The organism is Klebsiella variicola (assembly GCF_000828055.2).
GTDB classification, from domain to species: Bacteria; Pseudomonadota; Gammaproteobacteria; order Enterobacterales; family Enterobacteriaceae; genus Klebsiella; species Klebsiella variicola.
This window is the reverse complement of the sequence record NZ_CP010523.2, coordinates 761,911-775,643: the sequence shown is the minus strand read 5'-3', so window position 1 is coordinate 775,643 and position 13,733 is coordinate 761,911. Positions and strand designations below refer to the sequence as shown.

At 56.0% G+C, this 13,733-nt stretch carries 13 protein-coding genes and 1 tRNA gene; 10 read left to right on the top strand and 4 right to left on the bottom strand.

Translation table 11 applies throughout. From position 1 onward, the window contains the following. Window positions 1-594, top strand: coding sequence for an XTP/dITP diphosphatase (locus tag SP68_RS03680; RefSeq protein ID WP_012540562.1), 594 nt, complete (start codon window positions 1-3; stop codon window positions 592-594). Beyond that, window positions 587-1,723: a radical SAM family heme chaperone HemW gene (gene hemW, locus SP68_RS03675; protein ID WP_002916617.1), complete on the top strand. Its 1,137-nt coding sequence runs from the start codon at window positions 587-589 to the stop codon at window positions 1,721-1,723. Before SP68_RS03680 ends, hemW begins: the two co-directional genes overlap by 8 nt. Window positions 1,724-1,763: 40 nt before the next feature. On the opposite strand, the gene SP68_RS03670 is transcribed toward hemW, so the two are convergent. Genes SP68_RS03670 through trmB form a run of 3 tightly spaced genes read right to left on the bottom strand, consistent with a single transcriptional unit; the run spans window position 1,764 to window position 3,579 of the window. After that, complete coding sequence (locus tag SP68_RS03670) at window positions 1,764-2,483, bottom strand: YggN family protein (protein WP_012540560.1); 720 nt, start codon at window positions 2,481-2,483, stop codon at window positions 1,764-1,766. 50 nt (window positions 2,484-2,533) lie between these two features. Beyond that, window positions 2,534-2,860: a YggL family protein gene (locus tag SP68_RS03665; RefSeq protein WP_012967224.1), complete on the bottom strand. Its 327-nt coding sequence runs from the start codon at window positions 2,858-2,860 to the stop codon at window positions 2,534-2,536. Next, window positions 2,860-3,579 carry a tRNA (guanosine(46)-N7)-methyltransferase TrmB gene (gene trmB, locus SP68_RS03660; protein ID WP_002916627.1) on the bottom strand — a complete coding sequence of 240 codons (720 nt, stop codon included), beginning with the start codon at window positions 3,577-3,579 and terminating at the stop codon, window positions 2,860-2,862. The genes SP68_RS03665 and trmB overlap by 1 nt, the downstream gene beginning before the upstream one ends. Window positions 3,580-3,715: 136 nt before the next feature. Between trmB and mutY the strand changes: the two genes are divergently transcribed. The 4 genes from mutY (at window position 3,716) to SP68_RS03640 (ending at window position 7,654) form a co-directional block, all read left to right on the top strand. Beyond that, window positions 3,716-4,774, top strand: coding sequence for an A/G-specific adenine glycosylase (gene mutY, locus SP68_RS03655; protein WP_008806473.1), 1,059 nt, complete (start codon window positions 3,716-3,718; stop codon window positions 4,772-4,774). 28 nt (window positions 4,775-4,802) lie between these two features. Continuing rightward, entirely contained in the window at window positions 4,803-5,078 is a 276-nt protein-coding gene (locus SP68_RS03650) for an oxidative damage protection protein (RefSeq protein WP_004105744.1), read from the top strand. 48 nt (window positions 5,079-5,126) lie between these two features. Next, window positions 5,127-6,209 (top strand): membrane-bound lytic murein transglycosylase MltC, encoded by a 1,083-nt coding sequence (gene mltC, locus SP68_RS03645; RefSeq protein WP_012540557.1) that lies wholly within the window; start codon window positions 5,127-5,129, stop codon window positions 6,207-6,209. Between the two features lie 191 nt (window positions 6,210-6,400). Continuing rightward, window positions 6,401-7,654, top strand: coding sequence for a nucleoside permease (locus SP68_RS03640; protein ID WP_008806476.1), 1,254 nt, complete (start codon window positions 6,401-6,403; stop codon window positions 7,652-7,654). 43 nt (window positions 7,655-7,697) lie between these two features. On the opposite strand, the gene SP68_RS03635 is transcribed toward SP68_RS03640, so the two are convergent. Continuing rightward, window positions 7,698-9,836, bottom strand: a complete 2,139-nt coding sequence (locus SP68_RS03635; RefSeq protein ID WP_008806477.1) for an ornithine decarboxylase — start codon at window positions 9,834-9,836, stop codon at window positions 7,698-7,700. A gap of 419 nt (window positions 9,837-10,255) precedes the next feature. On the opposite strand from SP68_RS03635, the gene SP68_RS03630 reads away from it, so the two are divergent. The 4 genes from SP68_RS03630 (at window position 10,256) to SP68_RS03615 (ending at window position 13,652) form a co-directional block, all read left to right on the top strand. Then, window positions 10,256-10,969 carry a DUF554 domain-containing protein gene (locus SP68_RS03630; protein ID WP_022064845.1) on the top strand — a complete coding sequence of 238 codons (714 nt, stop codon included), beginning with the start codon at window positions 10,256-10,258 and terminating at the stop codon, window positions 10,967-10,969. A 105-nt stretch (window positions 10,970-11,074) separates the two neighbouring features. After that, window positions 11,075-11,150: transfer RNA gene (locus SP68_RS03625), tRNA-Phe, on the top strand. 811 nt (window positions 11,151-11,961) lie between these two features. Continuing rightward, window positions 11,962-12,579, top strand: coding sequence for a DUF6088 family protein (locus SP68_RS03620; RefSeq protein WP_022065633.1), 618 nt, complete (start codon window positions 11,962-11,964; stop codon window positions 12,577-12,579). Then, complete coding sequence (locus SP68_RS03615) at window positions 12,579-13,652, top strand: nucleotidyl transferase AbiEii/AbiGii toxin family protein (RefSeq protein WP_022065632.1); 1,074 nt, start codon at window positions 12,579-12,581, stop codon at window positions 13,650-13,652. The genes SP68_RS03620 and SP68_RS03615 overlap by 1 nt, the downstream gene beginning before the upstream one ends. The last annotated feature ends 81 nt before the right edge of the window (window positions 13,653-13,733 follow it).

Sequence of the window (13,733 nt, the reverse complement as noted above, 5' to 3'; positions counted from 1 at the left end):
ATGCAAAAAGTCGTCCTCGCGACCGGCAACGCCGGTAAAGTGCGCGAACTGGCCTCGCTGCTGGAAGATTTTGGTCTCGATATCGTCGCTCAGACCGAGCTGGGCGTGGACTCTGCGGAAGAGACCGGCCTGACCTTTATTGAAAACGCGATTCTGAAAGCGCGTCATGCGGCGCAGATCACCGGCCTGCCGGCCATCGCTGACGATTCCGGTCTGGCCGTCGATGCGCTTGGCGGCGCACCGGGTATTTACTCCGCCCGCTATTCCGGCGTCGACGCCACCGACCAGCAGAATCTTGAAAAGCTGCTCGACGCGTTAAAGGACGTGCCGGACGACCAGCGTCAGGCGCAGTTCCACTGTGTGCTGGTCTATCTGCGCCATGCCGAAGATCCCACGCCGCTGGTGTGCCACGGCAGCTGGCCTGGGGTAATCACCCGACAAGCCGCTGGTACAGGTGGCTTCGGCTACGACCCGATCTTCTTCGTCCCGTCCGAAGGGAAAACCGCGGCCGAACTGAGCCGTGAAGAAAAGAGTGCGATTTCCCATCGTGGGCAAGCGCTAAAACTGTTACTGGAAGCATTACGTAATGGCTAATTTGCCGCCGCTGAGTCTCTATATTCATATTCCCTGGTGCGTGCAGAAATGCCCGTACTGCGACTTTAATTCGCATGCGCTGAAAGGCGAGGTGCCGCATGACGATTACGTCCAGCATCTGCTAAACGACCTGCAGGCCGATGCGCAATATGCCCAGGGACGGGAAATAGGCACTATTTTTATCGGCGGCGGTACGCCGAGCCTGCTGTCCGGCCCGGCCATGCAAACTCTGCTGGATGGCGTCCGCGCCTGCCTGCCGCTGGCCGCCGGGGCGGAAATCACCATGGAAGCCAACCCGGGCACCGTGGAGGCCGATCGCTTCGTTGATTACCAGCGCGCCGGGGTGAACCGTATCTCCATCGGCGTACAAAGCTTTAGCGAACCGAAGCTGCAGCGCCTGGGGCGGATCCACGGTCCAGAGGAGGCCAAGCGCGCAGCACGTCTCGCCAGCGGCCTCGGCCTGCGCAGCTTCAATCTCGACCTGATGCACGGTCTGCCGGACCAGTCGCTGGAGGAGGCGCTGGACGATCTGCGTCAGGCGATTGCCCTCAACCCGCCGCACCTGTCGTGGTACCAGCTGACCATTGAGCCGAACACCTTGTTCGGCTCCCGGCCGCCGGTGCTGCCGGATGACGACGCGCTATGGGATATTTTCGAGCAGGGACATCAATTGCTAAGCGCCGCTGGCTATCAGCAGTACGAGACGTCCGCCTACGCTAAACCGGGCTTCCAGTGTCAGCATAATCTCAACTACTGGCGCTTTGGCGACTACCTCGGCATCGGCTGCGGCGCGCACGGTAAGATAACCTTCCCTGACGGACGCATTCTGCGGACCGCCAAAACCCGCCACCCGCGCGGGTATATGGAAGGCCGTTACCTCGAGCGTCAGCATGATGTGGAAGAGGCGGATAAACCGTTCGAGTTCTTTATGAACCGTTTCCGCCTGCTGGAGGCCGCGCCGCGCGCAGAATTTAGCCGCTATACCGGTCTTGAGGAAGCAGCGATCCGCCCGCAGCTGGACGCGGCGATAGCCCAGGGCTATCTGCAGGAAGACGAGCAGAACTGGCAGATTACCGAGCACGGTAAGCTGTTTTTGAATTCCCTGCTTGAGTTATTTCTGAACGAGTAAACGCAGAGGCGGTCCTGCCGGAAAGCGGACCGCCATGTCATTATTTCAGCGAGCCAACCAGCGATTTCCTGCTATCCTCCAGCGAGACCACCCGGCTGCAGACGTCCTTACCAAACTGCTGGAAATCGGCCTCCTGGTTTTTCCATTCATCCTGAATCGCCGTTTGCAGGCCGCCGAGGCTGCCGAGAATGCCCTGCAGCGGGTTGCCGCCGCCTTTGAGCACTGCTTTCGCTCCCATCTCGTTAATACTGTCCTGCAGAATGCCGCCCATCGCCTGATTCACCAGCTGCTGACCATCGGCACGTACCTGGTCGATAGCTTTATAGTGGAAGGTCAGGCCATCGCTGCGGCGCTCAATGATGCGGTTCATCTGTTCTTTCAGCTGCGCATCCAGCTTGGTCAGGCGACCATGCATGCTGCTGTTGGCGCCAACCTGTTCGGTAATGATTTTATCCAGCGCCTTGCGGCCTTTTTCGACTCGCGAGCGCGCGCCTTCGTCAATCCACGGCAGGCTGCTGCGCAGACTGGCCTGATAGTCCTGCGCCTGCTCGCGCTGGGCGGCGCTGAGAGTATAGGCTTTACCGTTAAAGGTCAGGTTGCCGTCCGGCTTTATCACCAGATTGCCGTTTTCCCCTTTCACCTGCACCTGCTGCGGGCTGAGGATCACATCGTCACGCGGCGTGACGCTACACTGGTAGTCCGCATGGGCAGACAAAGCGGTGACGGAGAGCGCCACCGCCAGCAGCGTTTTACGCATCATAAAACTCCCTTAAGACAAAACGGGCCGGCAGTTGCCGACCCTTGTCAAACTTAGTCCCACCAGACGTCAAAAAGTTCGCTGGTGCGCACATCCTCTAACTTACGCGCTTCCAGCCATTGGCGTACGATGGCCTGATGCTCTTCGGTGCACTTACCGATCTCCTGCATGCAGATGAGCCCTTCCCAGGAGAGATAGCCGCTGCCATCGAAGGCCAGCTTGTTCGGCTCAATCACCTCTTCGATCAGATCGTTGACCGTCTGGTCGATCTGCTCTTCGGTGGTCCCTTCCGGGAAACGCCAGGCGACGGAGAAGCCTAACTCCTGAAACTCATCGATATGCATTTTTTTACGCAGACGACGGCTACGATTCTTGGCCATTATTTCACCCTCTCGAACATTAAGTCCCATACGCCGTGGCCGAGACGATGGCCACGCTGTTCAAATTTGGTTACCGGGCGCGATTCCGGGCGCGGTACGTAATCGTTGCTTGCCGACTGGTTACGATAGCCTTCCAGCGAGGACATCACTTCCAGCATATGCACGGCATAGGCTTCCCAGTCGGTCGCCATATGGAAGACGCCGCCGAGTTTCAGTTTGCTTTTGACCAGCTCAGCGAAAGGCGGCTGCACGATACGACGTTTATTATGACGCGCTTTATGCCACGGGTCAGGGAAAAACAGCTGCACCATATTCAGTGAGTTATCCGGGATCATGGTATGCAGCACTTCCACCGCATCGTGACACATCACGCGCAGATTTTGCACACCTTCTTCTTCAGCAGAAGCCAGACAGGCGCCAACGCCAGGGGAGTGCACTTCAATGCCGAGGAAATTCTGTTCCGGTTTGGCTTTCGCCATCGCCACCAGCGAAGCCCCCATGCCGAAACCAATTTCTAGTGTGACCGGCGCGTCGCGGCCAAACAGGGCAGCGAAATCGAGTGGCGCATCGTTGAATTCAACGCCCATCACCGGCCAAATGTTATCCAGCGCATGCTGCTGCCCTTTCGTCAGGCGCCCCTGGCGACGGACGAAGCTACGAATACGGCGCAGCGGGCGACCGTTTTCATCGAATTCCGGAGAAATGACGTCGTTTTTCATAAAAGTTAAGTCTGCTAGTGAAAGTGTTCGGAAAACGGGCATTATCCAAAGTTACCCGGCGGATGCAAGGGTTTACAGCCACTCGCCCTTGTGCTGCAATCTGCCACCCTGTAATCGCGATCCCGGAGCCATAGCTTTGACTTTTCTCGCCGCGCAATTTTCAGCCCAGGTCCTGGACTGGTACGACAAATACGGGCGTAAAACCCTGCCCTGGCAAATCGCCAAGACGCCCTACAAAGTATGGCTCTCCGAAGTGATGTTGCAACAAACCCAGGTGACCACGGTAATCCCGTATTTTGAACGCTTTATGGCGCGTTTCCCAACGGTGGTTGATTTAGCCAACGCGCCGCTGGATGAGGTGCTGCATCTGTGGACCGGCCTTGGCTACTACGCGCGGGCGCGCAATTTACATAAAGCCGCCCAGCAGGTGGCGACACAGCATGGCGGCATCTTCCCGCAATCCTTTGAGGAAGTGGCCGCGCTGCCCGGCGTCGGGCGTTCAACGGCAGGGGCGATTTTGTCGCTTTCGCTCGGTCAGCATTATCCGATTCTCGACGGCAACGTGAAGCGCGTGCTCGCCCGCTGCTATGCTGTCAGCGGCTGGCCGGGAAAAAAAGAGGTCGAAAAACGGCTGTGGGATATCAGCGAAGAGGTGACCCCGGCGCAAGGGGTAGAACGCTTCAACCAGGCGATGATGGATCTCGGGGCGATGGTTTGCACCCGCTCGAAGCCGAAGTGCGAGCTGTGCCCGTTGAGCAATGGCTGCGTGGCCTACGCGAATCATTCATGGGCGGAATATCCGGGTAAAAAACCGAAGCAGACCATCCCGGAACGCACCGGCTATTTCCTGCTGATGCAGCACGGCGACGAGGTGTTTCTCTCCCAGCGTCCGCCGGTGGGTTTGTGGGGCGGACTATTCTGTTTTCCGCAGTTTGCAGACGAAGCGGAGCTGCGCGAGTGGCTGGCGCAGCGTCAGATAAAGGCCGATAATCTGACGCAATTAACCGCCTTTCGCCACACTTTCAGCCATTTCCACCTGGATATTGTGCCGATGTGGCTTACAGTGCACTCATCTGGCGCATGCATGGATGAAGGCAACGCACTCTGGTATAACTTAGCGCAGCCGCCGTCGGTCGGACTGGCGGCCCCCGTGGAGCGCTTGTTGCAACAGTTAAAAGCCGGAACGCCGGTATAAATTTTTCGGCTATCAAAGAGGAGTGATTATGAGCAGAACCATTTTTTGTACTTTCCTGCAGCGTGAAGCGGACGGCCAGGATTTCCAGCTCTATCCGGGCGAACTCGGGAAGCGCATTTACAACGAAATCTCCAAAGAAGCCTGGGCGCAGTGGCAGCACAAGCAGACCATGCTGATCAACGAGAAAAAACTCAGCATGATGAACCCGGAGCACCGCAAGCTGCTGGAGCAGGAGATGGTGCAGTTCCTGTTTGAAGGGAAAGACGTGCATATCGAAGGCTACACGCCGCCGGAAAAACAGTAAGGGCCCTGCGGCCTTTTAAAAACAAACACAACACGCACGCCCGGAATGATGAAAAAATACTTAGCGCTCGCGCTGATTGCGCCGTTGCTCGTTTCGTGTTCCAGCTCCAATAAAAAAGGCACCGAATACAACGAGGCCTGGGTCAAGGACACGAACGGATTCGATATCCTGATGGGCCAGTTTGCCCATAACATCGAGAACATTTGGGGGTATAACGAAGTCCTGCTCGCCGGGCCGAAGGACTACGTTAAATATACCGATCAATATCAAACCCGCAGCCACATCAACTTTGATGCCGGGACGATCACCGTAGAGACCATCGCGGGCACCGATCCGCGCGGACGACTGCGCCAGGCGATCATCAAAACGCTGCTGATGGGCGATGACCCCAACTCCATTGACCTCTATTCCGACGTCGATGATATTCAGATCTCCAAAGAGCCGTTCCTCTATGGTCAGGTGGTGGATAACACCGGCGCGTCGATTCGCTGGGAGTGGCGCGCCGCGCGCTACGCCGATTATTTGCTGCAAACCCGCCTCAAGAGCCGCAACAATGGCCTGCGCGTGATCTACAGCATCACCATTAACCTGGTACCAAACCACCTCGACAAACGTGCGCATAAATACCTCGGCATGGTGCGCCAGGCCTCGCGTAAATACGGCGTTGATGAGTCGCTGATCCTTGCGATTATGCAAACAGAATCATCGTTTAACCCCTATGCGGTGAGCCACGCGGATGCCATGGGGCTGATGCAGGTCGTCCAGCACAGCGCGGGGAAAGACGTCTTCCGTTCGCAGGGCAAATCCGGCCTGCCGAGCCGCAGCTATCTGTTTGACCCGGCGAATAACATCGATACCGGCACCGCTTATCTGGCGATGCTGAACAATGTTTATCTCGCCGGCATCGATAACCCCACCTCGCGTCGCTACGCGGTGATCACCGCCTATAACGGCGGCGCCGGCAGCGTACTGCGCGTCTTCTCCAGCGATAAAGTCCAGGCGGCGAACATCATTAACAGCATGGCGCCAGGCGACGTCTACCAGACGCTCACCACCCGCCATCCGTCGGCCGAATCGCGCCGGTATCTGTATAAAGTTAACACTGCGCAGAAAAGCTATCGCCGCAAATAACGCCCCTCTCTTACAGGCCCGGACATCGCACTGGGCCTCTCTTTTTTATAGGACATACTTCGTAATATCTTTTCGATTTTCTGCGGCAGTTAACAGAAGCTTCTCACCCCTGAATGATAGAATCGCATCAAAATAACGGTAGTTATGTTATTTAATAAACATAACAAGCCCACATTCGTGAGGATAAATACATGAATCTTAAGCTGCAGCTAAAAATACTGTCGTTCCTGCAGTTCTGCCTTTGGGGGAGCTGGCTGACCACGCTCGGCTCGTACATGTTTGTCACGCTGAAGTTTGACGGCGCGGCAATCGGCGCAGTGTATAGCTCGCTCGGCATCGCCGCCGTCCTGATGCCAACGCTGCTCGGCATCGTCGCCGATAAATGGATCAGCGCCAAATGGGTATACGCCATCTGCCACCTGGTCGGCGCGTTAACGCTGTATCTGGCGGCGCAGGTCACCACGCCGGGCGAGATGTTCCTTGTGATCCTCCTCAACTCGCTGGCCTATATGCCGACGCTGGGGCTGATTAACACCATCTCTTACTATCGCCTGCAGTCGGCGGGGCTGGATATCGTCACCGATTTCCCGCCAATTCGTATCTGGGGCACCATCGGCTTTATCCTCGCCATGTGGGGCGTCAGCTTCTCGGGCTTCGAACTGAGCCATATGCAGTTGTACATTGGCGCGACGCTGTCGGTCTTGCTGGCGCTGTTCACCCTGACGCTGCCGCATATTCCGGTCGCCAACGCCCAGCGCAATCAAAGCTGGACGGAGATGCTGGGGCTTAACGCCTTTGCGCTGTTTAAAAACAAGCGCATGGCTATCTTCTTTATCTTCTCGATGATGCTCGGTGCCGAACTGCAAATCACCAATATGTTCGGCAACACCTTCCTGCATAGCTTCGATAAAGATCCGCTGTTTGCCGGCAGCTTTATCGTCGAGCACGCGTCAGTGCTGATGTCGATTTCGCAGATCTCCGAAACGCTGTTTATCCTGACCATCCCGTTCTTCCTTAGCCGCTACGGCATTAAGAACGTGATGCTGATTAGTATCGTGGCGTGGATGCTGCGCTTCGGCCTGTTCGCCTTTGGCGACCCGACACCGTTCGGCACTGTACTACTGGTGCTGTCGATGATCGTCTACGGCTGCGCCTTCGACTTCTTCAACATCTCCGGTTCGGTGTTCGTTGAGAAAGAGGTTCGTCCGGAAATCCGCGCCAGCGCCCAGGGAATGTTCCTGATGATGACCAACGGCTTCGGCTGTATTCTTGGCGGGATGGTGAGCGGCAAAGTGGTTGAGCACTTTACCGTCGAGGGGATCACTGACTGGCAAAGCGTGTGGCTGATTTTCGCCGGTTATTCGCTGGTGCTGGCCTTTGCCTTCGTGGCGCTGTTCAAATACAAACACGTCAGACAACCGACCGCCGCCCAGCAGAGCGCGTGATCGTCAAAAGCAAAACGCCCCGCCTGTTCAGCGGGGCGTTTTTTTATCCCTTCAGCACGTAGCCATACAGCCGCTTAATGCCGTCCGGATCCGTCTCGCTGTAAACCCCCTGCAGCTCCGGTGAGAAGCCCGGCAGCATATTGACCCCCTCCTCCAGCGCGAGGAAATAGCGCAGTACTGCCCCGCCCCAGATCTCGCCGGGCACCACGCATAATACCCCCGGCGGATAGGGCAGCGCCCCTTCAGCCGCGACGCGGCCTTCCGCTTCGCTCAGACGCACCAGCTCCACGTTGCCGCGGATAAATTCGCGGTTAGCATCCTGCGGATTCATCACCACGCGCGGGAAGCTCCGTTTACGGAACATCTCCTTTTGCAGGCTCTTCACATCAAAGCTGACGTACAGATCGTGCATCTCCTGGCACAGCTCGCGGAGGGTGTAATCGCGATAGCGCACCGGATACTTGTTGTAGATGGTCGGCAGCACGTCGGCCAGCGGCGTATCCGATTCAATATGCTGTTCGAACTGTCCCAGCATCGCCACCAGCTGCGCCATTTTTTCGGCGCTCTCCGCCGGCGTCAGCAGGAACAGAATCGAGTTGAGATCGCACTTCTCCGGCACGATGCCGTTTTCACGCAGATAATGCGCCAGAATGGTCGCCGGGATGCCGAACTCACTGTACTCCCCGCTTTCAGCGTCAATGCCCGGGGTGGTCAGCAGCAGCTTGCACGGGTCGACAAAATACTGGTCGTCCGCATAGCCCTCAAAACCATGCCAGCGCGCGTCGGGTTCGAAGCTGAAGAAGCGGCGCTCCCGGGCGATCGCCTCGGTCGGGTGATCCTGCCATGGACGCCCCGCCACCACTGGCGGAATAAAGGGCTGGATCATCTTGCAGTTAGCGATGATCGCTTTCCGCGCCTCAATGCCCAGCGCCACACACTCGGCCCACAGGCGGCGGCCGCTCTCACCTTCATGAATTTTGGCGTTGACGTCCAGCGCGGCAAACAGCGGATAGAACGGGCTGGTGGAGGCATGCAGCATAAAGGCGTTATTCAGCCGCTTGTGCGGACAGAAACGCGCCTGGCCGCGCAGATGGTTATCCTTTTTATGGATCTGCGACGTCTGTGAGAAGCCGGCCTGCTGCTTGTGCACGGACTGGGTGACAAAAATACCCGGATCGTCCGGGGTCAGCTCCAGCAGCAGCGGCGAGCAGTCGGCCATCATCGGGATAAATTGCTCATAGCCCACCCACGCCGAGTCGAACAGGATGTAATCGCAGAGGTGGCCTATTTTATCCACCACCTGGCGGGCGTTATAGACCGTGCCGTCGTAGGTCCCCAGCTGGATCACCGCCAGACGAAACGGGCGGGAGGCATTGGCTTTCTCAGGCGCCGCTTCGCGGATGAGATCCCGCAGGTAATGCTCATCAAAGCAGCGCTCGTCAATGCCGCCGATAAAACCGAACGGATTGCGCGCGGCTTCAAGATAGACCGGCGTCGCCCCCGCCTGAATCAGCGCCCCGTGATGGTTTGACTTGTGGTTGTTACGATCGAACAGCACCAGATCGCCGCGGGTCAACAGCGCATTGGTCACGACTTTGTTGGCCGCCGAGGTGCCGTTGAGGACGAAGTAGGTTTTATCCGCATTGAACACTTTCGCAGCGAACTTCTGCGCGTGCTTGGCCGACCCTTCGTGGATCAGCAGATCGCCTAATTTCACGTCGGCGTTGCACATGTCGGCGCGAAAGACATTTTCGCCAAAAAAGTCATAGAACTGACGGCCTGCAGGGTGCTTTTTGAAAAACGCCCCGTGCTGATGCCCCGGACAGGCAAAAGTGCTGTTATCCATCTCGACGTACTGGGTCAGCGTATTGAAAAACGGCGGCAGCAGACGCGCTTCATAATCACAGGCCGCCGCCTCCAGCTCCAGCCACTCCTGATCTTTACCGGCGATCACCGCCTGCACCCCCTCTGGCCTCTCGACCGCCGTCTCACTCAGCAGGTAGACCGGCAGATTAAATCCGCTGCGTCTGAGGAGAGCAAGGATGCCGCTGCGACTGTCCGCCGCGGTGATGACGACTGCCGCCACATCGGTAAAATCGGTACTGTCCAGCGCCACAACGCGACGGTGGGTGGACAAGCGGGTGACCAGCTCGCAGCTGGCGGCAATGTGCATGGATTTCATAAGCGCAAATGCCCGTATCGGGAGTGTAAAAATCTCAGACAAGGAAACCTTGCCCAACGATGTGTCCGGGTCTGACGGATTTCAGCTCCGACCGCCGGACATCAGTAAAAGCAGACGCGTCCGATCTTACTGTTGCCCTACAGTGAGCATACGTGTCCTTCACCGCATGGTGAACAGAGGAGTAAGCGTAGCAAGATGAGGCACCCCGCGCATCTGTGCGCGACGTCGCTGGCGAGATAATGGCAGTGTCGTCATCGGCGGCCTCATATCAGGGAGGAGAAAATTCGCGCAATCATGGCACCTTTCCCGAACAGGCGCAAGATGAAAACCGTATGCACTTATATCACGGATACACAAGCTTTCACGGCGGGTTAACGTCATAATAATGCGGTTATCAGGGATATTTAACAGGAGTCAGCGTGGTTACAGGACCTTTTATTAACGCCAGCGCGGTGCTGGTCGGCGGTGTGCTGGGTGCCTTGCTCAGTCAACGGTTGCCGGAACGGATCCGCACATCAATGACCTCAATTTTTGGCCTGGCGTCATTAGGCATCGGCATTTTACTGGTCATTAAGTGCGCCAATCTGCCAGTGATGGTGCTGTCGACCCTGGTGGGGACGCTGCTCGGCGAAATATGCAATATGGAAAAAGGCATCAATACGCTGGTCAGTAAGCTCCAGCAGTTGATGTCAGCGAAAGGCAAGAAAAAGGCTTCGGCTCATGAGTCTTATATTCAGAGCTATGTGGCGATTATCGTCCTGTTCTGCGCCAGCGGCACCGGCGTCTTCGGCGCCATGCGCGAAGGGATGACTGGCGACGCCAGCATTCTGATTGCTAAAGCGTTTCTCGACTTTTTCACTGCCACCATTTTCGCCTGCACCCTGGGCATTGCCGTCGCCGCCATCAGCGTGCCGATGCTGCTCATCCAGCTGACTCTTGCGGCCTGCGCGGCGATCATTATGCCGCTTACTACCCCGACGATGTTGGCGGATTTCAGCGCCGTCGGCGGTATGCTGCTGGTGGCCACCGGGCTGCGCATCTGCGGGATAAAAATGTTTGCGGTGGTGAATATGCTGCCTGCGCTGGTGCTGGCGATGCCAATTTCAGCGGCCTGGACGCTGTTTTTTGCCTGAAGACGCGTGCTTTTAGCGCAATGTGGTGATAGATTGTTCAGTCTGCTGCAAAACAGATAAATTTCGTTGACGAGGCGCGGCGATTACGGTTTAATGCGCCCCGTTGCCCGGATAGCTCAGTCGGTAGAGCAGGGGATTGAAAATCCCCGTGTCCTTGGTTCGATTCCGAGTCCGGGCACCACTATTTAAAGAACCCGCCCAAAAGGCGGGTTTTTGCTTTTCTACGACCGGACTCTCCATCGAACTGCGTTCGATTATTCGCCGCACAGCGGCTCACCCCTTCGGGGCCAGCGCGGCACGCGCGCTGTTCAACGCCTGCGGCGTTAGTCCGAGCCCGGGCACCACTATTTAAAGAACCTGCCCAAAAGGCGGTTTTTTGCTTTTCTACATCCGGACTCTTCATCGAACTGAGTTCGATTATTCGCCGCACAGCGGCTCACCCCTTCGGGGCCAGCGCGACACGCGCGCTGTTCAACGCCTGCGGCGTTAGTCCGAGTTCGGGCACTCAAATACCGATACCACCATCCGGAATACCAAGTCTGGCAATACGCCTTACAAGCCCAGCGACGCGCAGTGTCTGGACCTGCTGATTAAACCTAACGGATGAAAACTCTGGCAGCTCAAGTACCACTTTGGCGGCAAGGAGGAGAAGTTGGCGTTCAGGGCTTATTGACTGCTCTCCTGTCTTCAGAACAGCACTCTCCTTTTGAAACAGTCAGAGATACCAATCACTGCATGCGCCAATTGCCGGCCCAGATTCTCGGTTGGACAGAGCAGCCCCGAAAACAAGACGCCCCAGATTCAGACGCAATGAGGAACCACTAAACGCTGAGGCCTAAGACAGAAATTAACAGGGTCACTTATTAGAAATCCCTGCAACTAATTCTATCGATATATACAAATTTTTACTGACATCAATATTCTTGTATACCATGGTATGTATGGTCTAAAATAAATCCACATTATAATGAAACGTCAGTCCAGGAGAATTAATGTCTGTTGCCGCTCTGGCCCGCCAGCGGGTTCACCGTATGAAGCGTGGCATCCCCTTTTCCATCAGCGGATTTTATTCGCTGGGAAGCCGTGCGTCGGTACAACAGGCAATGAGTCGTCTGGTCAAAGAAGGCCTGCTGGTCCGGGTCGAACGAGGCTTCTACTCTCGGCCAAAACCGTTGAAAAATCTTCCATCCGTAAACATAGTCGCTAGTGCCAATGAGGTTGCCGCCGCATGGGCAAAAGAACGCGGTTACAAAATCACCCTTCAGGGACTGGAAGCCGCTTACCGGTTAGGGCTGCAAACGCAGGCACCGGTTAAACGTATCTACTGGTCAAACGGCCCTACGCGAGAGTTTCGTGTCGGCAATGAGCTGGTCCGGATCCAGCACAAATCAGCAAGCCGGTTACGTTGGCTGAACCGACCTGAAGGAGAGCTGATGCGTGGTTTGTTGAGTCTGGATCAGCAACATACTCCACCGGAAACGCTGAAGAATGCTTTTCATCGGCTCCGCATCCCGTCCGCTAAAGCGCGACAGATTGCCGGAAAGTTAATGAATGAGCCTGCGCTTCACGCCTGGCGCTCGCAGCTTATAGCGTTGCAAAAGGCGCTCTGATGAACATTTTTGATTACTACCGGAACGCATCACAACGTAGCGAGCTTCAGGAAATCCTCTCTTACGCGGCGCAGCAGCATCCCTCCGGGCTGGGAGCCAGTTTTCTGGAAAAGGATCTCTGGGTAACGGAGATCCTTCGACTGCTTTTTAATGAGGATTTGCTGGGAGAATTATCTGTCGCGTTTAAAGGTGGAACGGCGTTAAGCAAATGCTGGAACGTGATTGAGCGTTTTTCTGAAGATATCGATCTTTCTGTTCACTGGGCCGATCTGGCAGGTCACTCAGAAGAGGAAGAACAGCAGGCATGGGAGCAAAGCACGCTAAATAACAGCCAGAATCGTCGGTTCAGAGAGCAGCAGCAAGAGCGCTTAACAGAATGGACAAACGCGCTGGCAGAACGGTTAAACCAACGCTTTCAGGTTTATGAAATTCCGGGCCTTGAAGCAAACATGGAGCCCGACAGCGGTGGCGAAAAAGTCGATATCTATTTCCCACGGGTGAAAGAAGACAGTATGGCCTATCAGCGCGATCATATTCTGTTGGAATTTGGCGGACGAAATCGTGGCAAGCCAACCGATCTGATGCCTGTTGTAAGTTATCTGTCCGGGATTGCAGGCATGGATACACTCCAGTTACCCACCGCGACCGTAAACGCTTATGACACCGGTTATATTCTTTGGGAAAAGCTGACGGCGCTGCACCAGTTCTGCACGCAAACCAAAGCGCCAAATCCGGCCCGACTGGCACGCCACTGGTATGATGTGGACTGCCTGCTGCGTAATCATTTTGCCAACCCCTATGAAACGCAGGAAGCCATGCAGAATGTGGTCGAAATGAAGCAACGTCGCTGGCCCGTGCCGGGCGTGGATTTTACTCAGGTCATTGTCGGAAAGTTACAACTATTGCCAGACGACGATGAACGGTTCGCCGCGATCGCCGGAGATCATCAAACGGCGGTGGAAGGAGGAATGTTCTTTCATCAGCCTGACCGATTTACTGACATTGCCGATCGTCTTCGCCATGCGCAAGATGAAATCAATCGGTTTATGCGTGACTCTGGGGCACAAATATAGTTTATCTAATAATTCAAATTTATAGAAAGCCTCAAGCCAGATCATACGATTGCGTTTGTTATTTTTTATAGAGTTATTTAC

What these genes read in the sequence shown, in the direction of transcription:
- SP68_RS03615 (WP_022065632.1), top strand. Translation starts at nt 12,579, where the DNA reads ATGAACATTTTTGATTACTACCGGAACGCATCACAACGTAGCGAGCTT.
- hemW (WP_002916617.1), top strand. Translation starts at nt 587, where the DNA reads ATGGCTAATTTGCCGCCGCTGAGTCTCTATATTCATATTCCCTGGTGC.
- SP68_RS03680 (WP_012540562.1), top strand. Translation starts at nt 1, where the DNA reads ATGCAAAAAGTCGTCCTCGCGACCGGCAACGCCGGTAAAGTGCGCGAA.
- mltC (WP_012540557.1), top strand. Translation starts at nt 5,127, where the DNA reads ATGAAAAAATACTTAGCGCTCGCGCTGATTGCGCCGTTGCTCGTTTCG.
- SP68_RS03620 (WP_022065633.1), top strand. Translation starts at nt 11,962, where the DNA reads ATGTCTGTTGCCGCTCTGGCCCGCCAGCGGGTTCACCGTATGAAGCGT.
- SP68_RS03635 (WP_008806477.1), bottom strand. Translation starts at nt 9,836, where the DNA reads ATGAAATCCATGCACATTGCCGCCAGCTGCGAGCTGGTCACCCGCTTG.
- trmB (WP_002916627.1), bottom strand. Translation starts at nt 3,579, where the DNA reads ATGAAAAACGACGTCATTTCTCCGGAATTCGATGAAAACGGTCGCCCG.
- SP68_RS03640 (WP_008806476.1), top strand. Translation starts at nt 6,401, where the DNA reads ATGAATCTTAAGCTGCAGCTAAAAATACTGTCGTTCCTGCAGTTCTGC.
- SP68_RS03670 (WP_012540560.1), bottom strand. Translation starts at nt 2,483, where the DNA reads ATGATGCGTAAAACGCTGCTGGCGGTGGCGCTCTCCGTCACCGCTTTG.
- SP68_RS03665 (WP_012967224.1), bottom strand. Translation starts at nt 2,860, where the DNA reads ATGGCCAAGAATCGTAGCCGTCGTCTGCGTAAAAAAATGCATATCGAT.
- SP68_RS03650 (WP_004105744.1), top strand. Translation starts at nt 4,803, where the DNA reads ATGAGCAGAACCATTTTTTGTACTTTCCTGCAGCGTGAAGCGGACGGC.